A 26,909-nucleotide genomic window follows, 5' to 3' on the forward strand; every position below is an offset into this window, starting at 1 on the left:
AAGGGCGGTGGGCGGCTTCGGCTGCCCGCCACCCGAGGCTGGCGCATCCAGGAAGCGCCGGCGGCCTGGCTGCTCATTACCCCCGTCATCATTCTCTTTGGAATCTCGGTGGTCTATCCGCTGATCGATACCATTCGCCTGTCGTTTTTCGACATCAAGGGCCTGGCCCCCGCCAAATGGGTCGGCATCGGCAATTACGTCACGCTCTTCAATGATGCGACCTTCCGCAACACGCTTCTCACGACGCTGATCTTTACGCTCGGCACGACTTTCATTTCGGTCAGCCTCGGCTGGGTTCTGGCCATGCTCTGTGCCTTTGCACCGGCCCATACCACCCCGTTCCGCGGCATGATGTTCGTCACCTTCGGCATTTCCGAAGCCGTCTCGGGCTATATGTGGCTCAATATACTGAGGCCCGACAAAGCGGGCCTTCTCAATGCGGTCATCGGCAATTTCATTCCCGGCTATGCCCATTCATGGCTCGGCGATCCCAATACCGCGCTCTGGTCGCTGATCTTCGTTGCCTCCTGGAGCGGGGTCGGCCTGCCGCTGATGCTGTGCTTTGCCGCGGTACAGTCCATTCCGAAAACCGTACTCGAAGCTGCCTATATGGATGGCGCCAAGCCGACATCGATCATGCGACACATCATGATGCCGTTGTCGCTACCCGGCGTGCGCGTCGCCATCTTCATCAATCTCCTCGGCGCGCTCAGGGCTTTTGATATCATCTATGTGATGACGGGCGGCGGGCCCGTGCGGGCAACCGAAACCGTGGGCTACTTCATGTATCGGGAGTCCATGACGCAGTTCAAACTGGGCTATGGCGCCGCCGCCACCGTGGTGTTGCTCGTGGCCGTGCTTGTCATTTCCATCCCCGCCATCATCCAGCGTACGGCAGGTGCCAAATGATCGGGCGCATTCACTGGTGGACGGTTATTCTCGTCGGCGTCATCGCGACTATCTGGATCATTCCGGTGCTGGGGATTGTCGTAACCTCGCTGCGTCCGCCCAGCGAAGTGGCGCTCGGCTGGTGGCGCCTTGACACATTCAGCATCACGTTCAGCGCCTGGATCAGGGTGTGGGACGAATATCCGCTGGCGCAGGCCTTCTGGTTCACCGGGATGCTCGCGGCATTGGCGACTCTCGGCACCATGTTGCTGGCTCCGGTGGCGGCCTATGCCTTCCATTTCCTCAAATTCCCGTTCCGGCGGCTGTTGCTGATCCTGATCATCAACGCCTTCGTGTTGCCGCAGCAGGTGGTGGTCATTCCGCTCTTCACGCTGTGGCGGGACTTAAAGCTGATCGACAATATCGCGGCGGTGCTGATCCCCTACATCGGGCTCAGCTTTGCCTGGTCGATCTTCCTCGTCAAAAACTTCCTCGAGGATTTTCCAAAGGAACTCATCGAGGCCGCCAAGATCGATGGCTGCGGTCCGATCTCGACGCTGCGCCATGTCGTGCTGCCCAATGCGACGAGCCCGATTTTTGCCGTGGGCGTGCTGCAGTTCCTCTGGACCTGGAATGCCCTACTGCTGCCGATGCTTTACCTCCGCAGCATGCAACCGCTGCCGGTGCTGCTGACCAAGGTGGCCGGCACCTATGAGAGCAATTGGGACCTTCGGAGTGTGGCGGCCATCGTCACCACCATCGTCCCGCTCATCGTCTTCGTCGTCTTCCAACGTCAATTTGCCGCCGGGTCGCAGACCCGCACAGGGGCCAAAGAGTGACCAAAACCCGTACCAACAAGCCCATGCGTTATCGCCAGATCCATTTGGATTTTCATACGTCCGAGCATATTCCGGACATCGGCAAGGATTTTGACGCGGCAGATTTCGTCGCGACGCTGAAGGCGGCGCATGTCGATAGCATCACCGTCTTTGCCAAGTGCCACCATGGTTGGGCCTATTACCCGACCAAAGCCGGCGCGCCGCATCCGAACCTCTCGCGGCCGGACCTCCTGGGCGAGATGGTGGACGCGCTCAATGCCGCCGATATCGAATGCCCGATCTACATCACCGTGCAGTGGGACGAGCGCAATGCGCGTCTGCATCCGGAATGGCGCGTGCGCTCGGCCACGGACAATCGCTTCGATCCGAGCCAGCTCAAGGCCGGCTGGCACACGCTCTGCCTCAATCACAAAGCCTATCGCGACGAGCTGCTGGAAATGGCCCGCGAAGTCGCCAGCACCTATGCGACGCCGGGCATTTTCTTCGACATCGTGCTCGCGCCTGACTGCGTCTGCGAGGAATGCCTGCAGACCATGGACGAGATGGGGCTCGATCCCGAAATCCATGCCGATCGCCTCACCAAGGACGAATGGGTCAACGAGCGTTTCCGCACGGAAATGAGCGCGGCGCTCAATGCCGAATTTCCGGGCCTCCGCATCTTCTACAATTGCGGCCATATCCATAAGCAGGGGCCGGAGCGCTTTGCGCCCTATAGCCACCTAGAGCTCGAAAGCCTGCCCACTGGCGGCTGGGGCTATAATCACTTCCCCGCCAGCGCGCGCTATGCGGCAACGCTCGGGCTCGATTTCGTCGCCCACACCGGCAAATTTCATACCTCATGGGGCGAATTCGGCGGCTTCAAGCATCCGGACGCACTCGAGTTTGAAGCCGCGCAGATGGTGGCGCTTGGCTCAAAATGTCTGGTCGGCGATCAGCTTCACCCCAGTGGTGCGATCAACCCGGACACCTATGCCTCGATCGGCCCTGCCTATGCTCGCATCGAAAAGCTCGAGCCCTATCTCGAAGACGCCCGCCAGGTCTCGGAAGTGGCCATTCTCTCGGCCGAATATTTTCATCACGCCGGCGACCGCAACAACAACGCCGACGATGGCGCCGCACAGATGCTGCAGGAGCTGCAGCGGCCGTTCGACGTCATCGATCCTTCTGCCGATTTCAGCTTGTACCGCGTCATCATCCTGCCCGACGAAGTGCCGGTCGAGGACGACCTCACCGAACGCCTCAACGCCTATGTGCGCAGCGGCGGCAAGCTCCTGCTGAGCGGCATTTCGGCTTTGCAGGACGATGGCTCCTTCGCCGTGCCGGCAGGCATCCGCAATCTCGGACCCGTGGATTTTGATCCGTCCTATCTGCGGGCCAACTCAAAACTCGATAAGGCGATGACCGCTTCGCCCTTCGTCGTCTATGGCCGCGCACAGGCCATCGTCGCCGAAGGTGCCGAGGTGCTGGCCGAAGTCGTGCCGCCCTATTTCAACCGCAGCTACAAGCATTTTTCGTCCCACGCGCATGCGCCGGACGATGTTGCGGCCGCCCCACTCGGCGCAGGTGTGACCATCAACGGCGGAGTTGCCTATGTCTCCTATCCGATCTTCTCGATCTATCGGGCCATGGGCCAGCCGCTCTATCGCTACATCATCCGCGGTCTGCTCGACCGCCTGCTGCCCGATCCGGCGTTGACCACCGATCTGCCAAGCTCCGGCCGCGCTTCGCTGACCCACCAAGACGCCCGCGGGCGACATGTGCTGCACATGCTCTACGGGGCGCCGCAGGTGCGCGGCAATGCCGTTCCCAACCGCGACGGTTTTCGCGTGATGGAGATGATCGAGGACATTCCGGCCATCGGCCCGGTCAGCGCCAAAGTGCGTCTGCCGTCGGCTCCGAAGCGGGCCTATGAGGCCGTCTCCGGCGAGCCCCTCGAAGTCACCGATTTCGGCGGCGGCCAGTATGGCGTGACCCTGCCGTCGCTGCGCATCCACGCCGCCGTGGTGTTCGAACAGAATGCCTGAGGTTGCCGCATATCGGCCCGCTTTCGTGACAAGCCGGCCAGTTGCGGACTATGCAAGCAGAAGGCGCCCGGCCCATGCCGCGCGGGCGCGTTCACTAAGGAACAAAAGAATGACCGACCAAGTGATCACCAGGGCCCGCCCGGCCACCATTATCGATGTCGCCCGGGCAGCCGGAGTCGCCGTCGGCACCGTCTCGCGCTACATCAACGGCCAGCCGATCCGCGGCGGCAATCGCGAGCGCATCGCCCAGGTGATCGAGGAGTTGGGCTACCGGCGCAACAGCGCTGCCGCCTCCATGAAAACCAATACGACCCATATCGTGGGTCTTCTCGTGCCGGCGGTGGGCGAATTCCACGCAGCGCTGCTCGACAGGCTGACCCGCCACATGCGCCAGACGGGCAGGGCGGTGCTCTGCTATTGCCACGATACCGAGCCGACCTCGTTCATGGAGGGGCTGGAATTCTTCGCCGGCCATCGCGTCGATGCAGTGGTGATGGATGGCAATGAAGACCTGCGCCAGCGCCTACAACCCTACATCGCCGAGGGCATGCTGGTTGTGCTCTACGACAACGACCTGCCCGAACTTGCCGCCGATCGCGTCTTTGTCGAGAACCGTCGCGCCAGCAAGCGCCTTGTCGACCACGTGCTCGACCTTGGCCACGAGCGCGTCGCCATCATCCATGGCAATTTGCGGGACTCTGTCGGCCGCGATCGCCTCGAAGGCTATCGCGATGCCCTAAAAGCCCATGGCGTACCCGAATATCCCGAACTCGTGGTCGACGGGCGCTGGAACGACAATCACGGCTATACCTCTATGGGTGAGCTGATGGCGCTGCCCAATCCGCCGACGGCCGTGTTTGGCGCCAACTACAATATGAGCATCGGGGCGCTGCGCTGGCTGCGCGAGCACGATGTGTCGATCCCCGAAGACATTTCGCTGGTGAGCTTTGACGATGTGCCCGCGTTCTCGGTGCATCGTCCCGGCATCACGGCAGTCGGCCAGCCGGTCGACAAAATGGCCGAGGCAATTGTTTCGATCCTGACCGAGCGATTGGGCCCCAATGGCTCGCTCGGCAAAAGAACCATGCGCATCGATGCGGAAATAACCTTGAGAGGCTCGACCCGTCGCCTGCGACGGTAAAAGGGCACGCCTGGAGGAGGCGAGAATGGTTGATGTCGTGCTGAATGAAGTCAGCAAATCCTATGGGAGCCTGGAGGTCATCGAAGGCCTCAACCTCAAAATTGAGGATGGCTCCTTCACCGTTTTCGTCGGCCCCTCCGGATGCGGCAAATCCACGCTTCTGCGCATGATCGCCGGTCTTGAGCCCATCACCAAGGGCACGCTGCAGATCGACGGCAAAACCATGAACCAGGCCGACCCCATCGAACGCGGCGTCGCCATGGTGTTCCAGAACTACGCCCTCTATCCGCACATGACGGTGGAGCAGAATATCGGCTTTTCCCTGCGCATGGCGGGGCTGACAAAGGACGAGATAGCGGCCCGCGTCGCCGTGGCGGCGAAGACGCTGCAGATCGAGCCTCTCCTGAAACGCAAGCCGGGCCAGCTTTCCGGCGGCCAGCGCCAGCGCGTCGCCATCGGCCGCGCCATCGTTCGCGATCCCGAAGTCTTCCTCTTCGACGAACCGCTCAGCAATCTCGACGCCGAGCTACGCGTCTCGATGCGTGTCGAAATCGCCAAGCTGCACAATCAGCTCGGCTCGACCATGATCTATGTGACGCACGACCAGACCGAGGCCATGACCCTCGCCGACAAGATCGTCGTCATGCGCGCCGGCAAGATCGAGCAAGCCGGCACACCCGAAGAGCTTTACGACAATCCCGACAATCTCTTCGTCGCCGGCTTCATCGGCTCTCCCCGCATGAATTTTCTGCGCGGCACGTTGGGCGGCGGCCAGGTGAAACTCGAAACCGGCGGCGCACTGCCGGCGAGTGGGAGCGAAGACAAGGTGCTTGTCGGCGTTAGACCCGAGCATTTCGTCGAGGCGGGGCAGGGGGCTGCCGACGTAGCCGTCACCGTCGATGTCGTCGAAAACCTCGGCGGTACGCGCTTTGTCTATGGCACGATTTCTTCCGGCGAGAGCGTCGTCATCGAGGCCCGCGAGCGTCTGGGGCTCAAGGCCGGCGACACAATTTCCTTCGGCATAAAGCCCGAACGGGCAATGCTTTTCTCGACTTCTGGCACGCGGCTGCGGAACATCTGATGACAAACATTCTCTGGTATCGCCAACCGGCCACCGAGTGGACGGACGCTCTCCCCTTGGGCAATGGCCGCCTCGGCGCCATGGTGCATGGCGGCGTCGGCCGCGAGGAATTCCAGCTCAACGAGTCGACCCTTTGGTCCGGCGGCCCCTATCAACCGACCAATCCCGAAGCGCTGCCCAATCTCGCCAAGGTGCGCGAGCTGATCTTCGCCGAACGCTATCGCGAGGCGCATGACATCGCGCAGGCGCATCTCCTCGCAAAGCCCTACCTGCAGATGAGCTACCAGCCGGCGGGCAATCTCTTCGTCGATTTCCGCCACGAAGCCGTGCCCGGCAGCTACGAACGAAAGCTCGATCTCGCAACAGCTGTCGCGACGACGCACTATACCCTGCTTGGCTCGGGTCTCGACCCGGAAGCACCAGTCTTTACCCGCACCGCGTTTTCCTCCGCCGCCGACGATGTGCTCGCGGTGCAGCTCGAGAGCTCGCTGCCGGGAAAACTCGATTTTGAACTCTGGCTCGACAGCCCGCAACCGGGCGATCTCGTCGGCGGTGAGACGGAAAGCCTCAGCTATCGCGGCCAGAATTTCGGCAAGCATGGCATCGAGGGCCAGCTAACTTTCGGCATCGATACGCATCTGCAGCTCGAAGGCGGCAGTGTCGAGCGACGCGGGCGTCGCCTCGTCGTGCGTGACGCAACCAAGGCCCTCATCCTCGTCGACATCGCCACCAGTTTTGTCCGGTTCGACGACGTATCCGGCGACCCGGAAGCCCGCCTCGCGGCTGGGCGTAAACGCCATGAGACCCTCGATTTCGCCACGCTGCTCTCCCGCCACATCGCCGCGCATCGCGCCCAATTCGATCGCCTCGATATCGACCTTGGCGAGGGGCGCAGCGATCTGCCAACCGACCAGCGTATCGCCAATTTTGCCAATGGCGATGACCCCGGCCTTGCCGCACTCTATGTGCAATATGCGCGCTACCTGATGATCTCTTCGAGCCGGCCCGGCACACAGCCGTCCACGTTGCAGGGCATCTGGAACAAGGACACCCGGCCGCCTTGGGGCAGCAAATATACCGCCAATATCAACCTGCAGATGAACTACTGGCTGCCCGACCCGGCGAACCTCCCCGACATGCTGGAGCCGGTGCTGCAAATGGCCGAGGAACTGGCCCTCACCGGCGCCGAAATGGCGCGAGCCCACTACGGCGCCCGCGGCTGGGTGATGCACCACAATACTGATATCTGGCGCGCCACTGGCCCGGTCGACGGCGCCTATTGGGGCGTCTGGCCGACTGGCGGCGCCTGGCTGATGGCCCAGCTTTGGGATCACGCCCGTTTCGCGGGCCGACCCACCGAGCTCGTCCGCAGGCTCTACGGCCCGCTCAAAGGCGCAACCCTCTTTGCCCTCGACACTCTGGTCCCCATGTCGGGCTCCAATTACCTCGTCACCAATCCCTCCATCTCGCCAGAAAACCGCCATCCCCACGGCGCCGCGCTCTGCGCTGGCCCCACCATGGACAACCAGATTCTTCGTGACTTGCTTGCCGCATTCGCCCAGGCGGCGGAGCAGTTGGGCGAAGATGCAGCTCTCGCGGCTGAAGCACTCGATGCGCGGGCGCGCCTTCCCGAGCACAGGATCGGCAAAGCCGGGCAATTGCAGGAATGGATGGAGGACTGGGACATGGACGTCCCCGAAATCCACCATCGCCACGTCTCGCACCTCTACGGGCTCTATCCCAGCGACCAGATTTCAGTCGAAACGACGCCGGACCTCGCGGCCGCCGTTCGTCGCTCCCTCGAAATCCGCGGCGACGAAGCCACCGGTTGGGGCATCGGCTGGCGCATTAATCTCTGGGCGCGCCTGCGCGAGGGCGAGCACGCCAAGACGGTGCTCAATCTCCTTCTCAGCCCCGCCCGCAGCTATAACAACCTCTTCGACGCGCACCCACCCTTCCAGATCGACGGCAACTTCGGCGGCGCCGCCGGCATTCTGGAAATGCTGGTACAATCGAGCGAAGATGAAATCTGGCTACTTCCCGCCCTGCCGCAAAGCTGGACACAAGGCGCAATCCGCGGCATCCGCGCTCGCGGCGGAATTGAACTCGATTTCGGCTGGGAAGCCGGCCGCGTAACGTGGATGCGTGCCAGCAGCGACAACAATCGGCGGGTCCAAATACACGCCAACCATCAGACAATTTCCCTGGACCTAACGCCGGGGTCCGATGTCGCTCACGATTTTCTCACGAGGCCCTAAATGGGCAAGAGCTTTTGGAAATCTAAGCGATCAGCAAGCAGATGGGTCAGTGCGAAAACTATCTCGGCAGGGGGTACGATACGAAAGCCAGTTTTTGGCTGTCCGGTGCCCAGGAGTTGACGTTGATCGTGCCCTGACCGCCGAAGAATGCGGCGAGGTCGCGCTGGTCAGCGCCCGTGGGTGACATCAGGCGCAACAGGACTTCTTTGTCCGGTGGGTGACCCAGTGTGCCTTCGGGATAGCTGAGATAGGCAATAAGGCGACCGTCTGGCGATACGTGCGGGAACCAGTTGACGCGGTCGTCAAAGGTGAGTTGCTCGATGCCCGTGCCGTCGGTCCGCATGCGGAAAATTTGCGCATGCCCAGGTTTGGTGGCTGCTCGTTCGGAGTTGAAGTAGACCCACTGGCCGTCCGGGGAGTATTCCGGGCCGTCGTTGGGCACTGAGACGTGGGTAAGCCGCGTGTCGGGGCCGCCTGAGGCAGGAATGGTGAAAACATTGATCATGCGCTCGCCTTCAGGCTGTTCCACGGCGACATAGGCCAAGGTTTGACCGTCGGGCGAAATGCCGTGCAGGTAGTAGTGGTGCGGCGTCGCATGGTCGTTCGAGATCTTGCGGATCGAGCCGCCTGCGAACGGCACAGCGTATAAGTGGCCGTCGTCTGAGCTGACATAGATCGTCGTGCCATCGGGCGAGAGCACGTGGTCGTTGTTGAGGTCATCCAGCCCGGGCGTGGTGATATGCTCGGGAGTGCCGCCCTCCGGACTGATCTTGAACAAATGGCCACCGGCGTTGAAGACGAGCCACAGTCCATCCGGCGACCAGTTCGGCGCCTCGATGACTTCGTCGGCGGTGAAGACGACGCGGCGGTTGCCGTCGAGGTCGATGACTTCGAGCTGGGACACCTGGCCAGGGGACAGGGCGCGGCCGCGGCGTGGAAAGGAAAAGCTCATTTGAAGTTCCGGTCTTGATGGAAGTGGCGGCGACTCTCTGATCCGTCAGGATGCTAGCTGTTCGCCTCTGATATAGCGCAAGGCGTCGGTGACCAAGGCATGGTCTTCGACATCAGGCAACCCGCTGACGGCAGCGGCGCCAACGACGCCGGTGCCTTCCACCGTGATCGGGACGCCGCCGCCGCTGGCGGCAAAGCCGTCCGGCGAGAGACGGAAGCGCTGGGCGAAATCCCAACTATGTCGTTCACAAAACAACCGCATGTAGAGCGAACTTTGATGGAAGCGCAGGGCGACGGCTCGTTTGCGGCGGGTCCAATCGACATTGTCAGGCGTTGCGCCGGGAAGCAGCGCGAAGAACACCAGGGTTTCGCCATGCGAGATTTCAATGGCGACCGGAAGCTGTCGCGCTGCGGCCTCGGCCTGCATTCGGGCGCCCAACCGCCACGCGGTCTCATAGTCGAATGCGCGCAGGGCGAGCGCCCGCTGTTCCTCGGCAAGGCTTTCGGTTGTGTGGGCCATTGTCAAAGCCCCAATGCCTTGAGGTGATCGATGGATCGACGGGCAAAGCTCTGCCAGTTGGTCGGATTGTCATGCTCGGTGACGATGTGATCGGCCTTGGTCGCTCGGAACAGCGGAACCAGAGCCGCCCAATTGATGATGCCATCGCCCGTGGCCGTCCAGCCATCGTCCTCTTTGGTGCCGAGCGGAGCGGTGTCCTTGGTCTGGATGGCGACAATACGATCGGCAAAGCGCTGCAATTCGGTGGCTGGATCGGCGCCAGCGCGAACAATCCAGCCGCAATCGATCTCCAATTTCACCGCATCGCCACCGGCCTCGAAGATGTGGTCGATGGGACGCGTGCCGTCGGGCAGGGGGACGAACTCGAAGTCATGATTGTGCCAGGCGACCGCCAAACCATGCCGTCGCGCGGCCTCGGCCCCCTTAGCCAGTTTCTCCCCCAGACCGCGCCAGTAGTCGGTCGTGGGCTGACGCTCCTCGGCGGTGACATAGGGTGGGATCAGATACCTCGCCCCGAGCGTCTGGGCGATCTCGATGAACCGCTGGGGTTCGCTCACGAGGCCGGCGAGCGGCATGTGAAAACCGAAGCATTTGAGGCCCGCGTCATTGAGCGCCCGACGAAATGCCTGGGGATCCTCTTCGTAGGCCGGCAGCCACGGTTCGATCGCGTCATAACCCATGGCCTTGAGCTTGGGGAATTGATCAAGGAGCGGCGGAAAATTGCGGGACGAGTACAGCTGATAAGCGATCGGATAGGCCATGGGACCTCGACACGGAGAAGGGGGCTCCGGCCGCTCGGCCGAAGTCGGAAATGGCGCGTTCAGCCTGCGTTCGGCTGGGGTTCCTTGTCCTTGTCGAACTCGAGTAATTCCACCATCACGCCCAGGTCCTTGACCGTGTCGTAATAGGCGTAGCGACCGTGCGAGCCGTCGAATTCGCCACGCTGGAGCAGCTTGTGGCCTTTGCTTTCGAGATAGGCGTGGCGGTTGGTCAAGTTGCGGGTGCGGAAGGCGATGTGGTGGCAGCCGGGACCCTTTTCTTCGAGCAGATCGCGCCATGCGCTCTTCTCCGGCCCGGGCTCGAGGAACTCGACATCGATATTGCCGAACTTGAACATGCGGATCTTGCAGCCCACGGCGGCCGGCATGCCGTTGTAGATCGCCTTAGCCTCTTCCGGCTCCGCGGCCTTGCCGAGTGAAGGCATGGGCTTGCCGGTGAGGTCGGCGAACCATTGCGCGGATTTATCGACATCGTCGGTGACAAAGCAGATCTGCATCACTTCGTCTTCATCAAGCAGGCGTTTGTCCATTTCAGCTGGTCCATTCGCGTTTGGGGGAGGCCGGCGGCCCGAAGGTCGCCGGCCCAGGGAGGGACTCCGTGTCAGCCGAGGATGGTGTCGTAGTTCTCATGCATCTCGGCGATGGCGTCTTCGACGGTCATGTTGGGATCGCTCCAGAAGTTGAAGACGACGTTCCAGATCGAATCCTGCCAGTCGGCATCGGCCGTGTTGTGCGGGTTTTGCACCTGCTGAGCCGGATCTTCGAGAATACGCAGCACTTCGGTCGAGCAGGCGTCGAGGCTTTCAGCCGGCGCATCAAGGCGCACCGGGGTCGAGCCCTTTGCGGCGGCAAACTTGGCCTGTTCAGCCGGGTCGAGCACCACCGAGGCGAAGTCGAGTTCGGCCGTCTGCACGTCTTCTGCCTGTCCACCGAGGAGACCCCAGGCATCGACCGTCACGACGACGGCCTGCGCCCCGGGAATCTCGATACAGCCAAAATCGGTGCCTGCGACCTTCTTGGCGCCGAGCCATTCGCCCTTCATCCAGTCGCCATGGATCTGCATCAGCGCTTTGCCGGTGATGACCTCGTTGGTGGTCTCGTTCCAGGGGCGGTTCTGTGCTTCGGGGCCGGCTTCATTGGCGAAGAGCCGCAGCGTTTCGAGCGCCTTGGCAAAGTTCGGATCGTCGAGCGCGGTCGGGTCGACCTCTTCGCCATAGATCTTTTTGTAGACGTCCGGTCCGGCAACGGCCGCCACCAGCGCGTGGGTCAGGTAGCCGACCTGGAAGGGCTGGCTGCCAACGGCGAGCGGGGCATAGCCGGCATCACGGATTTTCTGGAAATCGGCGAACATGGCGTCGAGCGAGTCCCAGGCGGCGGGATCGACGCCGGCCGCCTTGGCGACTTCCATGTTGTAATAAAGCATGCCGTCGATATGGAGCGCCTGCGGCACCTTGACGATCTCGCCATCGACCGAGATCGAAGCCGCGACTGCCGCCGGCAGCTTTTCAACAATGGCGTTGTCGTTGAACCATTGGGTCAGCGGGAAGCCGAGGCCCATGCCGCCGATGTCGCGATAGACGCCGGGATTGGATTCCATGAAGACGTTGGGCGGCTGGCCGCCGGTGATCAGGCTCATCAGGTTGACGTTGGAGCCGGTGTCATGGGGAATGGCGATATCGGTCCAGGTATGACCCTTGGCTTCGAGACCAGACTTGATGACGTTGAGGGCGGCGATTTCGGGCGGGGCGGACCAACTGTGGTAGATGACCAGGTCAGTCGCCATGGCACCGAACGAAGCGGTGCTGAGCATGAGTCCGGCGATAACACCGGTAAGTCTCTTGATAGACATCGTTCTCTCTCCCTTGTCGTGTTTTTCTACATTCGCTGCCCGGTTCGGGCGTCGAACAGGTTGGCTTTGCCCTTGAGGTAGCTGACAGCCATGGACTGGCCAGGCATCAGTCGCGCGGCCGCATCGGGCTCGACGCGCAGGGCAAGCAATTCATCTTCAAAGCGGAAATATGCTGACGCATCGGGGCCCGTGCGCTCTGCGTATTGGACCGGCACGTCGAATGTGGCGGCGACCGGACCATTGGCGGCGAGCGTAAAATGCTCTGGCCGCAGGCCGGCAATCACTTCGGTGCCGTCCGTTGGCGCGCTGGCGAAAGGATAGTCGGAGACGTCGAGCCGCACGCCGGACCCAAACACCGCCTCGATCTTGCCGGCTGCAATGCTGAGCCTTGCCTTGCGCAGGTTCATGGCGGGCGAGCCGATGAAGCCGGCCACAAACAGGTTGGCGGGGCGTTCATAGATTTCGTCTGGCGTGCCGAACTGCTGGATGACGCCGGCATTCATCACCGCGATCTTGGTGGCCATGGTCATGGCCTCGATCTGGTCATGGGTGACGTAGACGACGGTGGATTTGAGCTGGTCGTGCAGCTTCTTGACCTCGAGCCGCATCTCGGTGCGCAGCTTGGCGTCGAGATTGCTGAGCGGCTCATCGAAGAGAAACACGCTGACATTCTTGACCAGCGCCCGCCCAATGGCCACGCGCTGGCGCTGGCCGCCGGAAAGCTGGCCCGGCTTGCGATTGAGCAGCGGCTCGATCTGCAGGAGTTTGGCCGCCCAGGCGATACGCTTCTCGATTTCGTCCCGCGGCAGCTTGCTGGCAGAGAGGCCGAACTTGAGGTTCCCGTGCACGGTCTTGGTCGGGTAGAGCGCATAGCTCTGGAACACCATGGCAAGGCCGCGATCCTTGGGATCGAGATCGGTCACGTCGCGCTCGCCGATCATGATGCGACCATCGGTGACGTCGAGAAGGCCGGCCAGCAGATTGAGCAGCGTGGTCTTGCCGCAGCCCGAGGGGCCGAGCAGCACAAGAAAGTCGCCATCGTCGATCGAGAGGTTGAGATCGTCGAGAACCTTGAGCAGGCCATAGGTCTTGGTGATGTGCTCGAAGCTTACGCGGGGCATTCAGGTCAACCTTTGATGGCGCCGGCGGTGATGCCCTGGACGAAGAGCTTGCCGACGAAGAAATAGATGACGAGCGGGGGAATGGCGGTGAGGAGGGCGGCCGCCATGTTGTCGTTGTAGCGAACCGTGCCGGTCGAGATGGTGATGAGGTTGGCCAGGTTCACCGTCATCGGCTGGGCCCCCATGCCGCCGAAGGTCACCCCGATCAGGTAGTCGTTCCAGATCGAGGTGATCTGAAGGATCAGCACGACGATCAGGATATTGCCTGACATGGGCAGGATGATTTCGAAGAAGATCTTCCAGAACGAGCCGCTATCCATCACCGCGGCGCTCATGATCTCCTGCGGAATGTCCTTGTAGTAGTTGCGGAAAATCAGCGTCAGCACCGGCATCGCCAGGATCGCGTGGATGATCGCAACGCCCCAGATGCTGCCATAGACTTTCAGCGTCGCCGTCATCGAGATGAGCGGGAACATGATGATCTGGAACGGCACGAAGGCGCAGATGAAGAGGACGAAAAGGAAAGGCCCGGCCCATTTGACGTTCCACAGCGCCAGCGCGTAGCCGGTGATGATGGAAAGCCCGATCGATAGGACCAGCGAGGGAATGAGGATGGAGACCGAATTCCAGAAACCGACTTTCAGGCCCTCGCAGCGCGTGCCCGAACAGGCGGTGTTCCAGGCGTGGTCCCAGGCCTCAAGCGTCCAGACATTGGGCAGCGCGAACATGGCGCCTTCGCGGATCTGGTCCATGGTCTTGAACGACGTGACAATCACCACATAAAGCGGCACGCAGAAGAACAGCGCGCAGATGGCGAGAAAGGCGATCACGGCGATCGAGCGGCCGGTGATGGCCTTCTTCTTGCGCGGAAAATAGGGCGCGCTGCGGACCGCGACTTCGGCGCCGAGCGATTTTTGGGCCAAGGTAAGATCGGTCATGCCCGTGCTCCCGAGCGGCGCTGTTGCCAGGCGGTGAGGAGAACCAGCGGCAAGAAAATGACCGCGGTGATCAGCAGCATCAGCACGGCGGCGGCCGAGGCAAAGCCGAGATTGCCCTTGGCCGATAGCGCCTGGATGGTGAAATATGCCGGCACATAGGTCGATTGGCCGGGCCCGCCATTGGTCATGGCGACGATGACGTCATAGGCCTTGATGACGCCGAGCGAGAGCAGGATGGCGCAGGTGACGAAGGTGAACTTCATCATCGGAATGATGATCTCGGTATAGAGCTTGAAGAGGCCCACACCATCGAGCCGAGCGGCGCTCCAGATTTCGGAATTGATGGATTTGAGGCCCGCCAGCATCAGCGCCATATAGAAGCCGGCGCTCTGCCAGACCGAGGCAAGAATGACGCCATACATGGCAGTCTCAGGCCGGGCGAGCCAGCTCGCATTGACCCATGTGAGGCCGATGGAATGGATGAAATGTTCGACGCCCAGTTCGGGATTGAACATCCAGCGCCAAGCCGCGCCCGTGACGATCAGCGAAATGGCGAGGGGATAAAGAAAAACCGTACGAAAGATGCTTTCGCCGCGCTTTTCCCGGTCGATCATGGCGGCGAGGATGAAGCCGAAGACGATGGCCAGCGCGCTGCCAAGCCCGAGTACGATGAGATTCTGCAGCGAGATCAGCCAGGCATCATCATTGAATAGGCGCTGGTACTGCCGTCCCCATTCGGACCAGTCGATCTCGTATTCCGGCAGGCGCCGGCTACGGGTCAATGACAGATATACGGTCCATAAAATGGCGCCAACGAAGGCAACCAGAGTCACCAGTCCGGCCGGCACCAAGGCCAGTTGGGGTGACCATCGGCTCCACCGAAAGGTCATGCTCGTCCTCCCATGAGCGCCGCGGCGGATTGGTCCGCTCTATCGGCACATCAACTCTTGCAAGCAGTATTATCGTTAAACTAGGATCGGATGAAACGATCCGTCAATAGTCTTTTCGCGTTGGTGACGCGAGTTGTGATCCAGTTCTGACTTGCCGAGGGCTGGGAATGGCGAGGTGGAGGAGATGAAAATGCTGAAAAATCAATATAATATACCCCAAATGGGGTTCGGTACTTATGGCCGCACCGGTGAGGCGGGTGTCGAGGCGATGCTCGTTGCACTGGATGTCGGTTATCGACATTTGGACACGGCCCAGGACTACGGTACCGAGAAAGAGGTCGGTCAGGCCGTTCGGCGCTCTGGCCTGCCGCGCGGGGAGGTCTTCGTGACCACCAAGATCAAGACGAGCAATCTTGGCGCCAGCGCCCTGGTGCCCTCACTCCGCAGCAGTCTCGATACGCTACAGCTCGACCAGCTGGATCTCACCCTGATCCATTGGCCTTCGCCCAACAACGCTATTCCGTTGCCGGTCTATATCGAGCAATTGGCCGAGGCGCATGCGCTTGGATTGACGCGACTTGTCGGTGTTTCGAACTTCACCATCGCCATGTTGGAAGAAGCGCAAGCCATCCTGGGGGGGCTGTCGATCTCCAACAATCAGTTCGAACTCAATCCCCTTCTTCAAAACAAGAAACTCGCAAACTATTGTAATGAAAAGAAAATCTCTGTGACGTGCTACCTGCCGATAGCCCGCGGCATTCTGGGTGACGTGCCGGAAATTGCGGAGATAGCCGCGCGTCACCAGGCAACGCCGGAACAGGTCGGCCTGGCCTTCGAGTTTACCAAAGGCTACATCGCCATTCCTACCTCAGGCAAAGCGGAGCGCATTCGCAGCAATTTCGAAGCGACGAAACTGACGCTGACCGAGGATGAAATCCGGACCATCGAGAGTGTCGATCGTGGACAGCGAGTGATCGACCCGGACTGGGGTCCCGACTGGGACTGATCCTGTTTGGGTGTTGACAGTGTCGCGTTGTCGGATTTAGCTAATCGTATTAACGTTCCTACGAAATCGCCCTGCGATCACATCAGGGTGCTCCGCTCGCCTGTTGCTTGCGGAAGGAAATAGCCATTGCCGCAGCGTCGGCGGGAGGAAACATGAAGGGCATAACCAGTCTCGGGCACATCGCCATCAACGTGATCGATCTCGAAAAATCGCTCGATTACTACGTCAACAAGCTCGGTTTTCCTGAAATGCTGCGCCTCAAGCGCGACAATGGCGAAACGTGGCTGGTTTATCTGCGCATTACCGACGAGCAATATCTCGAGGTCTTCCCTGGCGCCGAAAACGACCGTGCGCCGGCGAGCTGGCACACCAATGGCATGACCCATATGTGCTGGACCATAGACGACCTCGACGCCACCTGCGATCGCATCAAGGCCGCCGGCATCACGCTCCTGTCCGAACCGAAGGCCGGTCTAGACGGCAATCGACAGGCTTGGCTCGAAGATCCCGATGGCAATCGTATCGAATTGATGGAAATGCATCCGGACTGCCTGCAGTATCAGGCTATCCGACGCCTGCATGCAGAAGGCGTCTAGTTTAGAGCCGCTTCTGGTGTTTATTGTTGCCCATGATTTTGATCGTCTCTCGTCGGCCCTGTATATCCGCGTACCGGGCAGCGTCCGCCGCTCACGCAGCATGTCGGTAGGTTGAGATCATGGGCAAATCCACCGTTCGCCTGAAGGATATTGCGGATCGGACCGGCTTCTCGGTCAATACGGTCTCGCTGGCGCTGCGCCAAAGTCCGCGCATTCCCGAAGAGACCTCGATTCTCATTCGTGAAGCGGCCGCAGAGCTCAATTATCTGCCCAATCACGTCGCCAAGTCATTGGTCAGTCGCGAAACCAAGACCATCGGCCTCGTACTGACCGATATCACCAACCCCGCTTTGACGCAGGTGGCCCAGGCGGTCGAGATGCTCTTGTCCGAGCGCGGCTATTCCACGCTCTTTGCGACGTCCAACAACGACCTCGACGAGGAAAAGCGCGTCATCGAAATGTTCCGCTCCCGGCAGGTGGATGGCATGCTGATCTATCCGCGCAGCCACCGTGAACTCGATCATATTCGGCGGTTGCGTCAGGCCAATTATCCCGTGGTGCTCTTGGTGGGCGATCCCGATGCAGGCATCGATGCCGTCTGTATCGACGAGCGCCGCGGTGCCTATCGAGCGGTGCGCCACCTTATCGATATTGGCCACAGCCGCATTGCCATCATCGACACGTCCAATGCCAAGGGTAACCTCGAAAAGCGCGACGGCTACAACCAGGCCCACAAAGAGGCCGGCCTGCCGGTCGACACTGAATTGTTGGCCGATCCGCTGGGCAATTCAGTGATCCGGGGCTACTGGGCCATGGATCGTCTGATGAGCATGCCCGTCCGTCCCACGGCGGTCTTTGCGGCCAACGATTCCCTCGCCATCGGCGCGCTGCGCTGGACGCAGAAGAATAATCTGCGCGTGCCCAAGGATGTCGCCATCATTGGTTTTGATAACATCGAATTTGCCGAGCATGCGGCGACGCCCATCTCCTCGGTCAAATACGAAGTCGACATGGTGACGGAGCTGGCGGTGGAGCGCCTGCTGCAACTGATCGCCGCGCCCGATGGCTTGCCCGAGCCGCGGGTCACCATGATCGATCCCGAACTGATCGTTCGCGACAGCACGGCGGGCAGGGGAGACTAGCCCTCAACCGGGCAGCTTTGGTTTTCTGAGGAGGAAACGAAAATTCTAAGCGTAGAAATAACTGGTGTGCGCGAAGCCCGGGTGTCCGAGCGGCCAGATCCGCAAGCGGCGGGCGATGTCGTCAAGGTCGAGATCCTCGTGGCGCCAATGTGCACCGAGTGGCAGTCCTGGCGCGCCGGAAAACCCGGCCATGAACTCGGCCACGAAGCCGTCGGTGTCGTTGTCGATGCCGCCTCGTCCACGCGCCTCAAGGTCGGCGATCGCGTTATCGCCATGCCGCACTGGGGATGCGGCAAATGCCCGGCCTGTCTCTCGGGCGAACATATCCACTGCACCGATCAACGCGATCTCCTCGCCGAAACCGGGTCGAGCTGCGGCCTTGGTGGCTATGCCCAACATCTCCTGAAGCCCGACTACCTGCTCTATCCCGTGCCCGACGACATCGAGACCGATCACGCAGCCATGGCCCTCTGCGCGCTGGGTCCGAGCTTTACGGCGATGGAGCGCATGCGGCTATCTCCCGCCGATACGCTGGTGGTTTCTGGCTGCGGCGCCGTCGGCCTCGGCGCCATCGTCAATGCACGGACCATCGGCGCGCGCGTCATTGCGCTCGAACTGCACCCGTTCCGGGCCGATCTCGCCCGGGCGCTTGGCGCCGAACATGTTCTCGATCCACGGGCACCAGACCTGATCGAACAAATCCGCGCCCTGACCGGTGGCCACGGCGCCGACGCGGCCATCGAGACCAGCAATAATGAAGCGGCGCCCCCGGTTGTGCTCGAACTGGTGCGAGCACGCGGCCGCCTTGCCTTCGTCACGTGGAGTGGGGCACTGCCGGTCAACCGGATCACCGGAAAAGGCATCGATATCTTTGGCTGCTGGCACTGGAACCACGACCAAGCCGGGGATCGTATGATGCAGCGCGTGCGCGACGCGCGTCCTTTGCTCGACAAGCTCGTGACGCATCGTTTCGCCCTGGCCGATGTCGGTGACGCATTCGCGCTTCAGGAAACGGGATACTGCGGCAAGGTCCTGCTCTATCCCAACGGCCGGGGAGCAGGGGCATGACGATGAGACTTGGCGGCTATGGCATCGACTATACTGGCGATCCCGAAGCCTACGCCCGCGCACACGTCGCCTTCGGCTACAACGCGGCCTACATGCCCAACATCAGCCTCGATAACGGCGACGAGATCGCCGCCATCACCAAAGCCATGGCCGATGCCGATGTGATCATTGCCGAGGCTGGCGCCTGGAAAAACCTGATCGCTCACGATCAAGACCAGCGAAAGGCCAACCTTGATTACGCCGTCCATCAACTGGCGCTGGCCGACGAATTGGGCGCCCGCGCATGCGTCGCCTTCCATGGCACCGTCGGCCATGCCGGCGATCCCTGGCAACTCAGCGACAATTACGACTACGGTCCGCATCCCGACAATCAGAGCGAAGCCGGATTTCAGCGCGCAGTGGATACCGCCCGCTACGTCATCGATGCCGTAAAGCCCAAGCGCACAAAATTCTCGCTCGAAATGGTGCCCTGGCTCGTGACCGACACGGCCGAAAACTATCTCAAGCTGCTGAGGGCGATCGACCGCCCGCAATTTGGCGCGCATATCGATGCCGCCAATATGGTGATCAGCCCGCGGCTCTATTTCAACACCGGGCGCATGATCCGCGAGGCTTTCGAACTCCTCGGGCCATGGGTGGTGTCGTGCCACGCCAAGGATATCGTGCTGCAGGGCGGTCCCGGCACGATCTCGTTCCACCTCGACGAAGTGCCGCCGGGCGAAGGCAATCTCGACTATGGCGCCTATATCGCCGAAATCCGCAAACTCGGCCGCGACGTTCCGCTGATGCTCGAGCATTTTGGCGTGCCCGAATACAAACGCGGTCTGGCCTACATCAAGGCCATTGCCGGCGCTGCCGCCTGAGGCGGCAAACTCCCTTCAGATTTTGAGGTTTTCCCATGGCTAAAACTGTTCTCTTCATCGGCGGCACCGGCCAGATTTCCTATCCATGCGTCGCCGAAGCGGTGGCCCAGGGGCATCAGGTCAGCGTCTACAATCGCGGCAAGCGAGGCGACGCCTTGCCCAACGGCGTGACCTCGATCACAGGTGATCTCGCCGGGCCAGAATATGCCGAGCTCGCCAAGAGCAATTTTGACGTCGTCTGCCAGTTCATCGCCTTCACGCCTGATCAGGTGGCGCGGGACATCGAGGTTTTTGCCGGCCATTGCGGCCAATATATCTTCATCTCCTCGGCCTCCGTCTACGAGAAGCCGGCGCGCCATTATGTGATCACCGAGAAAACGCCGGCCATCAATCCCTACTGGCCCTATAGCCAGGCCAAGATCGCCTGCGAGCAATTACTGGCCAACTCGAAGGGCCTGAACTGGACTATCGTACGGCCGAGCCACACGGTGCGCACTGGCCTTCCCATCATGATGGGCGACAGCGACATCATGGCTCGCCGAATGCTCGAGGGCGAACCCACCATCGTCGCCGGCGACGGCAACACGCCTTGGACGCTGACCCGCTCGGTCGATTTCGCCGTGCCTTTCGTCCGACTTTTCGGCAACGCGGCCGCGCTCAACGACATTTTCCACATCACCAATGACCGCGCCCATATCTGGGACGACATCCAGAAGGCCATCGCCCGCCTGCTCGGCGTCGAAGCCAAGATTGTGCACGTGCCGACCGACACGCTGATCCGCTACAATCCCGAATGGATCGGCCCGCTCCTCGGCGACAAGGCCTGGACGGCAATCTTCGACAATTCCAAGATCAAAAGCGTCGTCGGCGACTTTTCCTGCGCCGAAAGCCTCGACGAAATCCTAGCCGAGCCGATCACACACCTGAAGCAGCGCCTCGCGACGAACCGTCCACCCAAGGGAGATTTCGACGCCCTTGTCGATCGCATCTGTGCGGCACAGATGGGCTTAGGCTAGTCGGCCACCGTGACCGAGTCGGAGGCCACAACAAAAGTGGAGTAAGGGACGGACCGCTATTCAGGCTGAATATCGAAACCAACGTTTCATTGGCCCAGCCACCCAAAGCGGTCCGTCCGCATGCCAACCGTAAACTGCCGAAAGCAGGTTAATCCGAAAGCATCTACGAGCGCCGGTGGGTTGTGTTTTAGGACGGCAATTGGCGCAACATCCCGGCTAGTCCAAAGCGATAGTATCCTGAGATCCGGGGCGCCCAGCCTGGAGGCAAGTTCCTCTGCGGTAATGAGGTGATCGTTGCGGCTCATTCGATGCTCCTGGCGGATGGCGTGATCATTCGTGGCGTCCCGAGTCAAAGCCAGGATGCTGCTAGACACAAAAGACATTTCCCTTTCCCGAAAGTCTAGAACTCCTATCTCAGTATGATATTGAACTGGATCGCCCCATGCTGACCAATAAGGGAAAATACGGCCTCAAGGCGCTGGTGTTCTTGGCAAGGCGGGAGCCGGAAGAGTTGGCTTTGGTCAGCGAGATTGCTTCGTCACGCGGCATCCCGCGAAAATTCCTCGAGGCCATTATGACCGACCTGCGCAATGCCGGCTTCCTGTCGAGTCGCAAGGGCAAGGCGGGCGGCTATAGGCTGGCTAAGCCTGCTTCCGAAATAAGGATCGGTTCCGTCATTCGCGCTTTGGATGGTCCGCTGGCCCCGATCCCTTGCGCCAGCAAGAGCAATTATCAGCGGTGTGAGGACTGTGACGAGGAAAGCTGCGAAGTGCGCTGGCTGATGGTTGATGTGCGCCAAGCGATTTGCGACGTGCTGGACACGAGAAACCTTGCCGAGCTTTCCGCCCAGGCAGGATTGCTGGCCTTGATTGACGAGCCCTGTCCGTAGGCTTTCTCGTCGAGGCGGGTTTTGGAGGTTTATTTTCTTCTATCGGCGAGAGTTGAGCGACAAACGTTACGCTCAATAAATTGAGCAAATCTCTTAATCCTATTAAATTGATAGGAATAAGAGGATTTAACATGACCGACACCGCTGCTACCGACACCCGCCTTTCCGCCGAACGCGCCGTCCAGGCCATTCGCAACGGCGCTTTGCTGATCGACGTCCGCTCGGAACTTGGCCGTGGCCGTGATGGCGAGCTCAAGGAAGCCATCGTCGTCGCCAAGGCTGATGTGCTGCCTGTTCTTTCCCGGCGCTTGCGTCCGGCCAATGACGACCAGCCTGTCGTCATCTTCTGCGGCAGCGTCAAGGGCTCGGGGCCGGTCGTGGATGCACTGGTCGAGGCCGGCTTCAGGAATATCTTCGATGTCGATGGTGGCTTCTCGGCCCTGCGCGATGGCGGCATCGACGTACTCCCGCGTGCGACCCCGCCGGCCGTGTCCTGATCGCAGTGCTGACGGACCGGTGACCAGCATGGCAGAAAAGAAGCAGCTCCATATCGCAGCCTTTCTTTGGGCGGGCGCCACGTCGCAATCCTGGCGGCATCCCTCAATCGATCCGGGCTGCGGCTTCGATATCGACTACTACATCCGCTACGGAAAAGTGGCAGAGGAGGGGCTAATAGATGCTCTGTTCCTCGCAGATGGCGCGACCTTTCCCGGTGGGCCCGATAGCGTGGTCCAGCGTCTTTCGAGCGTTTCCCTGTTCGAGCCTGCGACGCTCATGACCGCCATTGGCGCTCACACCGATCATGTCGGGCTGATCTATACCGCCAGCTCGAGCGACAACGAACCTTCGGCGCTGGCGCGCCAGGTTGCTTCGCTCGATCACATCACGCATGGCCGGGCCGGGTGGAACCTCGTCACCACCTATGGTCCCGGCTCGCGTCATTTAGGTCTGCCGCCGGATGAGCGCGAGACGCGCTACGATCGCGCCAACGAGTTCCATGAAGTCGTCACCGGCCTCTGGGACAGCTTTGAGGACGACGCTTTCGTGCACGATCAGGAAAGCGGCATCTTCGTCGACACGGCGAAGGTGCATCGTCTCAATCACAAGGGCAAATATTACGAGACCACCGGCCCCTTGAAGGTCGCGAGGCCCCCGCAGGGCTATCCCGTCATCGCCCAAGCCGGCGCTTCCGAAGCCGGCAAGAACCTCGGGGCTCGTACAGCAGACATTATTTTCTGCAACAATCTTTCACTGGAATACGCGCAAGAATTCTACGCTGACATCAAGACGCGGGCGGTGTCGTTCGGCAGATCCCCCGATGACGTAAAGGTGCTCACTGGCTGCGGCGTCGTCTGGGGCGAAACCGACGAAATCGCCAATGCCAAACTAGACGAGATCAGCAATCTGTTCCCCGTCGAAGTGGCGGTTGCCAATCTATCGATTGGCCTTGAAAAGTATGATCCGGACGAGCCATTCCCCCGCGACCTACCGCCTGCGGCCTTCTCGCTCGGCCACCAGAAGGCCATCACCAGCTTTGCCCTCGCCAACGACCTGACCATTCGTCAGACTGCCCTCCGGCTGGCTGCCGCCAATAAGCACCGCTCCATCGCCGGCACAGCCAAGACCATCGCCGATAATTTCGAGCAGTGGCTTGAGGCGGGCGCCTGCGACGGCATCGTGCTGATGTCGCCCTATCTTCTCGATGGGCTCTCGGATTTCGTCCAGCACGTTGTGCCCGAACTGCAGCGGCGAGGCATCTATCGCAAAGAGTACGAAGGCAAGACGCTGCGCGAAAACCTCGGCCTAAAGCGCCCGCCCAATCGCCACGTTGCGGCGCGGAAGGCTGCCGAATGAGCCCGCGCCAACAGCTTACCGACCGCGCCCGGCGCGCCGTCGCTCAGGTCTCTCGCCCTGTCGCCGATTGGGTGCCCCGTAGCGCCGCGGAACATGACGTGGTCATCATCGGCGGCGGCCAGAGCGGCATTTCCATTGCCTTCGCGCTCCGTCGCGCCGGCATAGGCCACTTCGCCGTCTACGACGAATCGCCCTCCGGCGTCAGCAACTGGAACAGCACCGCCCGCATGCGGACGCTACGCACGCCCAAGACCATAACCGGCCTGGAGCAGGGCATTCCCGAGCTCAGCTTCGAGACGTTCTACGAAGGGCTGAATGGGCCGGGCAGTTTCGAAACCATCGGTAAGATCAAGACCGCCGACTGGTCGGACTATTTCGATTGGTTCAAGGAGGTTGTCGATGTGCCGGTGGCGTACGACACCCGTCTCGTTGATGTCGAACCCGACCGCGCCGGCGTGTTGCTGACCCTCGAACATGCAGGCAAACGCTTCACCACCACGGCGCGAAAACTAGTCCTGGCCACAGGCATGGGCGGCCTCGGCAAGGTCATCATCCCCAAAGCTCTTGCCGAATTGCCGCGACACCTCTGGTCACACACACATGACAACATCGATTTCGCCACGCTCAAAGGTAAGCGCATCGGCGTTCTCGGCGCAGCATCATCAGCCTTCGACACCGCCGCAACGGCTCTCGAGCGCGGTGCGGCGTCGGTCGACCTCTTCTGCCGCCATCCCGAACTTGCGGTGCAACGCGTCGATTCTAAGCTGACGCTCATCACCGAACTCTATGTCACCAAGCATTTCATCGACCTGCCGGAAGATGTGCGCTGGCGTCTCATCTCCAAGGGCCGTGCCCGCGGTGTCGTCCCCGAAGAAAGCATTGCCAGAGCTGAAGCTTTTCCAAGTTTTGAAGCCCATCTTGCCAGCAGCTGGGACGCGATCTCGGCCGTAGGCGACAAGGTCGTCATCCGCAGCGGTGCCGCCTCCCATGAGTTCGACCACGTTATCACCGCCACGGGATATGACGTCGATATCCACGCCCGCCCCGAACTGGCAAAACTCGCGCCCCACATCGCCTCCTGGGGCGATCGGTACACGCCGCCCGCAGGCGAGGAAGACGCCGCCAAGGCGGCCTATCCCTTTGTCGGTCCAGGCTTCGAATTCACCGAGCGCCACCCCGGCAAGCAGAGTTGGGTCCGCCAGGTTCATGTCTTCAACTATGCGGCGATCCTCAACCACGGCTACCACGTCGGCGATATTTCGAGCACGCGCGATTGCGTCGCCCGATTGGTCGATGCCGTGGCCCGCGATTTCTTCACCGCCGATGTGAGCGCCCAACTCGCCCCTTTCACCAATCGTCAAGAGACCGTGCCGATCGACACCAAGTCGTCGCGCGTCGCCTGACCTCGTCATCCAACAGAGTTCATCGAAATGTCCAAGATTTCCCGCAGAGATTTTACCAAGGGCCTCGGGCTCACCGTTTTCGCGGCCAGCGTCTTTGCTCCATCGGTGCTGCGCGCCGAAGAGGCCCAGCGCGGCGGCACACTCCGCATCGCGGTGCAGACCGAACCGGTCAGCCTAACCGACCTGCAGCAAAACAGCGCGACGTCAGGCGTCGGCGCGCGCGTCCATGAAGGTCTGATCCATGTCGATTATGCCCTGACCCCAAAGCCCTATCTTGCCACCTCGTGGGAGATTGCCGACGATGGCCTGACCTACACGTTCAAGCTGCGCGAGGACGTAAAATGGCACGACGGCCAGCCATTCACCTCGGCCGACGTCGCCTATTCCATCCTGACGCTTAAGGAAATTCACCCGCGCCGTCGCATCACCTTTGCCAATGTGACCTCGATCGACACGCCGGATGATTTCACCGTGGTCCTCAACCTCTCGCAGCCGGCGCCCTATCTCCTCGGCGCCCTCAGCTCACAGGGCACGCCGATCATCGCGCGCCATCTCTATGAAGGTAGCGATCCCACTTTCAATCCGCACAATGTTGCGCCGATCGGCACCGGCCCCTACGTCTTCAAGGAATGGGTGCGCGGCAGCCACTATATCCTCGAACGCAATCCGAACTACTGGGATCAGCCCAAGCCTCACCTCGACGCCATCGTCGTTCAGTTCATCCCTGATGTTGCGGCACGCACGGCGGCGCTGGAATCGGGTGAGATCGACCTTGGTGGTCAGACGCCGATCTCTTTCTTCGACATCCCGCGCTTCGAGGCCAATCCCGAATTCACCATCGAGACCCGTGGTGCGGAGCTTTCGGGCAATCTCAACCAGGTCTTCTTCAACCTCGAAAATGAGTATCTCAAGGACCTACGCGTGCGACAGGCCATTGCGCATGCCATCGACCTCGAGGACTATATTAACATTGTCTGGCTGGGCTACGCGGTCCCCGCGCCGACCGCTATCGTTCCAGGCATGAAGCATTTTCACGATGGTTCACTTGCGCCCTACGCCTTCGACTTGGCCAAGGCCGAAGCGCTGCTTGACGAAGCCGGTTTCGCCCGCCAGGCCGATGGCACGCGCTTCCGTCTCCGCATCCTGCACAACACGATCAATTCTCGCTTGCTGCCGGCGGCCGAATACTTCCGCTCCGCCCTCGCAAAGGTGGGTATCGCGCTCGACATCAACAGCTCCGACTTCGCAACCTATGTGCAGAAGATCTACACCGAACGCGCTTTCGATCTCGACGTGCAGACGCTGGTCAACGGCTACGATCCGACCGATGGCATCCAGCGAGCCTATTGGTCCAAGAACATCAAGGAAGGCCTGCCCTGGTCCAACCAGACTCACTATGTGAACGAGGAAGTGGACGAGATTTTCGAACAGGCTGCCATCGAGCCGAACGAGAGCAAGCGACGTGACCTGTATGTGCGCTTGCAGCAGATTCTATACCGCGACCTGCCGGCCCTGAACCTGGCCGAGGTAAAGGCGCTGCTGGTCTACAATTCCAAGGTCAAGGAACCGATCAACGACGCTACGGGCAATCTCGGCAATTTTGCTGACGCCTATCTCTCCTGACGCCCATTCGACCCGCCCCTCCCATCTGATGTGGCGGGTCGTTTCGGTACGGAGAGGTCTCACCATGCACGTTGTGCACGCGGCTATGACATCTGCAGCAATACAAGCCGCAGCTTTGCTATGTCTGCCCAAGTTGGGAGCGGGAAGGCCAGTGCTTGCTCCATTGTGCT

General features: G+C 61.0%; 25 protein-coding genes. 17 read left to right on the forward strand and 8 right to left on the reverse strand.

The genetic code is table 11. The features are described from left to right. The first annotated feature begins 21 nt into the window (after window positions 1–21). From ABW043_RS07125 to ABW043_RS07150, 6 genes are all read left to right on the forward strand, one after another. The gene (locus tag ABW043_RS07125; protein WP_353920549.1) at window positions 22–909 is read left to right on the forward strand and encodes a carbohydrate ABC transporter permease; all 888 of its coding nucleotides are present in this window, start codon (window positions 22–24) and stop codon (window positions 907–909) included. Next, on the forward strand, window positions 906–1,727 hold the full coding sequence (locus ABW043_RS07130; RefSeq protein ID WP_353920525.1) for a carbohydrate ABC transporter permease: 822 nt from the start codon (window positions 906–908) through the stop codon (window positions 1,725–1,727). The genes ABW043_RS07125 and ABW043_RS07130 overlap by 4 nt, the downstream gene beginning before the upstream one ends. Beyond that, on the forward strand, window positions 1,724–3,751 hold the full coding sequence (locus tag ABW043_RS07135; protein ID WP_353920526.1) for a beta-galactosidase trimerization domain-containing protein: 2,028 nt from the start codon (window positions 1,724–1,726) through the stop codon (window positions 3,749–3,751). The genes ABW043_RS07130 and ABW043_RS07135 overlap by 4 nt, the downstream gene beginning before the upstream one ends. A 109-nt stretch (window positions 3,752–3,860) precedes the next feature. Continuing rightward, window positions 3,861–4,892 carry a LacI family DNA-binding transcriptional regulator gene (locus ABW043_RS07140; protein ID WP_353920527.1) on the forward strand — a complete coding sequence of 344 codons (1,032 nt, stop codon included), beginning with the start codon at window positions 3,861–3,863 and terminating at the stop codon, window positions 4,890–4,892. Between the two features lie 25 nt (window positions 4,893–4,917). Then, a complete protein-coding gene (locus ABW043_RS07145) occupies window positions 4,918–5,973 on the forward strand; it encodes an ABC transporter ATP-binding protein (protein WP_353920528.1) in 1,056 nt (351 codons plus the stop codon). Continuing rightward, window positions 5,973–8,231: a glycoside hydrolase family 95 protein gene (locus ABW043_RS07150; protein WP_353920529.1), complete on the forward strand. Its 2,259-nt coding sequence runs from the start codon at window positions 5,973–5,975 to the stop codon at window positions 8,229–8,231. The genes ABW043_RS07145 and ABW043_RS07150 overlap by 1 nt, the downstream gene beginning before the upstream one ends. Window positions 8,232–8,289: 58 nt before the next feature. Here the strand turns inward: ABW043_RS07150 and ABW043_RS07155 are convergent, their stop codons facing one another. From ABW043_RS07155 to ABW043_RS07190, 8 genes are all read right to left on the reverse strand, one after another. Continuing rightward, window positions 8,290–9,183 carry a TolB family protein gene (locus ABW043_RS07155; RefSeq protein ID WP_353920530.1) on the reverse strand — a complete coding sequence of 298 codons (894 nt, stop codon included), beginning with the start codon at window positions 9,181–9,183 and terminating at the stop codon, window positions 8,290–8,292. A 45-nt stretch (window positions 9,184–9,228) separates the two neighbouring features. After that, window positions 9,229–9,702, reverse strand: a complete 474-nt coding sequence (locus ABW043_RS07160) for a heme-degrading domain-containing protein (protein ID WP_353920531.1) — start codon at window positions 9,700–9,702, stop codon at window positions 9,229–9,231. A 2-nt stretch (window positions 9,703–9,704) separates the two neighbouring features. Beyond that, window positions 9,705–10,463, reverse strand: a complete 759-nt coding sequence (locus ABW043_RS07165) for a sugar phosphate isomerase/epimerase family protein (RefSeq protein WP_353920532.1) — start codon at window positions 10,461–10,463, stop codon at window positions 9,705–9,707. Between the two features lie 59 nt (window positions 10,464–10,522). Beyond that, window positions 10,523–11,011, reverse strand: coding sequence for a VOC family protein (locus tag ABW043_RS07170; RefSeq protein WP_353920533.1), 489 nt, complete (start codon window positions 11,009–11,011; stop codon window positions 10,523–10,525). 71 nt (window positions 11,012–11,082) lie between these two features. Further along, a complete protein-coding gene (locus tag ABW043_RS07175; RefSeq protein WP_353920534.1) occupies window positions 11,083–12,330 on the reverse strand; it encodes an ABC transporter substrate-binding protein in 1,248 nt (415 codons plus the stop codon). 26 nt (window positions 12,331–12,356) lie between these two features. After that, the gene (locus ABW043_RS07180) at window positions 12,357–13,451 is read right to left on the reverse strand and encodes an ABC transporter ATP-binding protein (protein ID WP_353920535.1); all 1,095 of its coding nucleotides are present in this window, start codon (window positions 13,449–13,451) and stop codon (window positions 12,357–12,359) included. Between the two features lie 5 nt (window positions 13,452–13,456). After that, window positions 13,457–14,389 (reverse strand): carbohydrate ABC transporter permease, encoded by a 933-nt coding sequence (locus ABW043_RS07185; RefSeq protein ID WP_353920536.1) that lies wholly within the window; start codon window positions 14,387–14,389, stop codon window positions 13,457–13,459. Continuing rightward, entirely contained in the window at window positions 14,386–15,279 is an 894-nt protein-coding gene (locus tag ABW043_RS07190; protein ID WP_353920537.1) for a carbohydrate ABC transporter permease, read from the reverse strand. The genes ABW043_RS07185 and ABW043_RS07190 overlap by 4 nt, the downstream gene beginning before the upstream one ends. A 190-nt stretch (window positions 15,280–15,469) precedes the next feature. Here ABW043_RS07190 and ABW043_RS07195 point away from each other — a divergent pair, with 190 nt between their 5' ends. The 11 genes from ABW043_RS07195 to ABW043_RS07245 all read left to right on the forward strand — a co-directional run bounded on the left by ABW043_RS07195 (window position 15,470) and on the right by ABW043_RS07245 (window position 26,739). Beyond that, complete coding sequence (locus ABW043_RS07195; protein ID WP_353920538.1) at window positions 15,470–16,285, forward strand: aldo/keto reductase; 816 nt, start codon at window positions 15,470–15,472, stop codon at window positions 16,283–16,285. A 152-nt stretch (window positions 16,286–16,437) separates the two neighbouring features. Beyond that, window positions 16,438–16,881, forward strand: coding sequence for a VOC family protein (locus ABW043_RS07200; protein WP_353920539.1), 444 nt, complete (start codon window positions 16,438–16,440; stop codon window positions 16,879–16,881). A 119-nt stretch (window positions 16,882–17,000) separates the two neighbouring features. Continuing rightward, window positions 17,001–18,023: a LacI family DNA-binding transcriptional regulator gene (locus ABW043_RS07205; protein ID WP_353920540.1), complete on the forward strand. Its 1,023-nt coding sequence runs from the start codon at window positions 17,001–17,003 to the stop codon at window positions 18,021–18,023. An 81-nt stretch (window positions 18,024–18,104) separates the two neighbouring features. Then, window positions 18,105–19,091 carry a zinc-dependent alcohol dehydrogenase gene (locus tag ABW043_RS07210; protein WP_353920541.1) on the forward strand — a complete coding sequence of 329 codons (987 nt, stop codon included), beginning with the start codon at window positions 18,105–18,107 and terminating at the stop codon, window positions 19,089–19,091. Further along, complete coding sequence (locus tag ABW043_RS07215; protein ID WP_353920542.1) at window positions 19,088–19,954, forward strand: sugar phosphate isomerase/epimerase family protein; 867 nt, start codon at window positions 19,088–19,090, stop codon at window positions 19,952–19,954. Before ABW043_RS07210 ends, ABW043_RS07215 begins: the two co-directional genes overlap by 4 nt. Window positions 19,955–19,989: 35 nt before the next feature. Then, a complete protein-coding gene (locus tag ABW043_RS07220; protein WP_353920543.1) occupies window positions 19,990–20,970 on the forward strand; it encodes an SDR family oxidoreductase in 981 nt (326 codons plus the stop codon). A gap of 442 nt (window positions 20,971–21,412) precedes the next feature. Then, the gene (locus ABW043_RS07225; protein WP_353920544.1) at window positions 21,413–21,859 is read left to right on the forward strand and encodes an RrF2 family transcriptional regulator; all 447 of its coding nucleotides are present in this window, start codon (window positions 21,413–21,415) and stop codon (window positions 21,857–21,859) included. A gap of 131 nt (window positions 21,860–21,990) precedes the next feature. Further along, the gene (locus tag ABW043_RS07230; RefSeq protein ID WP_353920545.1) at window positions 21,991–22,356 is read left to right on the forward strand and encodes a rhodanese-like domain-containing protein; all 366 of its coding nucleotides are present in this window, start codon (window positions 21,991–21,993) and stop codon (window positions 22,354–22,356) included. A 28-nt stretch (window positions 22,357–22,384) separates the two neighbouring features. Then, on the forward strand, window positions 22,385–23,713 hold the full coding sequence (locus ABW043_RS07235) for an LLM class flavin-dependent oxidoreductase (RefSeq protein ID WP_353920546.1): 1,329 nt from the start codon (window positions 22,385–22,387) through the stop codon (window positions 23,711–23,713). Then, on the forward strand, window positions 23,710–25,116 hold the full coding sequence (locus ABW043_RS07240) for a SidA/IucD/PvdA family monooxygenase (RefSeq protein WP_353920547.1): 1,407 nt from the start codon (window positions 23,710–23,712) through the stop codon (window positions 25,114–25,116). Before ABW043_RS07235 ends, ABW043_RS07240 begins: the two co-directional genes overlap by 4 nt. 27 nt (window positions 25,117–25,143) lie before the next feature. Continuing rightward, window positions 25,144–26,739 (forward strand): ABC transporter substrate-binding protein, encoded by a 1,596-nt coding sequence (locus tag ABW043_RS07245; RefSeq protein ID WP_353920548.1) that lies wholly within the window; start codon window positions 25,144–25,146, stop codon window positions 26,737–26,739. The last annotated feature ends 170 nt before the right edge of the window (window positions 26,740–26,909 follow it).

The organism is Devosia sp. (genome assembly GCF_040509215.1).
Classification (GTDB): domain Bacteria; phylum Pseudomonadota; class Alphaproteobacteria; order Rhizobiales; family Devosiaceae; genus Devosia.

Coding starts and splice junctions, on each gene's coding strand:
- ABW043_RS07220 (WP_353920543.1), top strand. CDS start 19,990: ATGGCTAAAACTGTTCTCTTCATCGGCGGCACCGGCCAGATTTCCTAT.
- ABW043_RS07215 (WP_353920542.1), top strand. CDS start 19,088: ATGACGATGAGACTTGGCGGCTATGGCATCGACTATACTGGCGATCCC.
- ABW043_RS07145 (WP_353920528.1), top strand. CDS start 4,918: ATGGTTGATGTCGTGCTGAATGAAGTCAGCAAATCCTATGGGAGCCTG.
- ABW043_RS07240 (WP_353920547.1), top strand. CDS start 23,710: ATGAGCCCGCGCCAACAGCTTACCGACCGCGCCCGGCGCGCCGTCGCT.
- ABW043_RS07190 (WP_353920537.1), bottom strand. CDS start 15,279: ATGACCTTTCGGTGGAGCCGATGGTCACCCCAACTGGCCTTGGTGCCG.
- ABW043_RS07155 (WP_353920530.1), bottom strand. CDS start 9,183: ATGAGCTTTTCCTTTCCACGCCGCGGCCGCGCCCTGTCCCCTGGCCAG.
- ABW043_RS07205 (WP_353920540.1), top strand. CDS start 17,001: ATGGGCAAATCCACCGTTCGCCTGAAGGATATTGCGGATCGGACCGGC.
- ABW043_RS07170 (WP_353920533.1), bottom strand. CDS start 11,011: ATGGACAAACGCCTGCTTGATGAAGACGAAGTGATGCAGATCTGCTTT.
- ABW043_RS07200 (WP_353920539.1), top strand. CDS start 16,438: ATGAAGGGCATAACCAGTCTCGGGCACATCGCCATCAACGTGATCGAT.
- ABW043_RS07150 (WP_353920529.1), top strand. CDS start 5,973: ATGACAAACATTCTCTGGTATCGCCAACCGGCCACCGAGTGGACGGAC.
- ABW043_RS07180 (WP_353920535.1), bottom strand. CDS start 13,451: ATGCCCCGCGTAAGCTTCGAGCACATCACCAAGACCTATGGCCTGCTC.
- ABW043_RS07165 (WP_353920532.1), bottom strand. CDS start 10,463: ATGGCCTATCCGATCGCTTATCAGCTGTACTCGTCCCGCAATTTTCCG.
- ABW043_RS07235 (WP_353920546.1), top strand. CDS start 22,385: ATGGCAGAAAAGAAGCAGCTCCATATCGCAGCCTTTCTTTGGGCGGGC.
- ABW043_RS07230 (WP_353920545.1), top strand. CDS start 21,991: ATGACCGACACCGCTGCTACCGACACCCGCCTTTCCGCCGAACGCGCC.
- ABW043_RS07175 (WP_353920534.1), bottom strand. CDS start 12,330: ATGTCTATCAAGAGACTTACCGGTGTTATCGCCGGACTCATGCTCAGC.
- ABW043_RS07225 (WP_353920544.1), top strand. CDS start 21,413: ATGCTGACCAATAAGGGAAAATACGGCCTCAAGGCGCTGGTGTTCTTG.
- ABW043_RS07140 (WP_353920527.1), top strand. CDS start 3,861: ATGACCGACCAAGTGATCACCAGGGCCCGCCCGGCCACCATTATCGAT.
- ABW043_RS07160 (WP_353920531.1), bottom strand. CDS start 9,702: ATGGCCCACACAACCGAAAGCCTTGCCGAGGAACAGCGGGCGCTCGCC.
- ABW043_RS07185 (WP_353920536.1), bottom strand. CDS start 14,389: ATGACCGATCTTACCTTGGCCCAAAAATCGCTCGGCGCCGAAGTCGCG.
- ABW043_RS07195 (WP_353920538.1), top strand. CDS start 15,470: ATGCTGAAAAATCAATATAATATACCCCAAATGGGGTTCGGTACTTAT.
- ABW043_RS07130 (WP_353920525.1), top strand. CDS start 906: ATGATCGGGCGCATTCACTGGTGGACGGTTATTCTCGTCGGCGTCATC.
- ABW043_RS07245 (WP_353920548.1), top strand. CDS start 25,144: ATGTCCAAGATTTCCCGCAGAGATTTTACCAAGGGCCTCGGGCTCACC.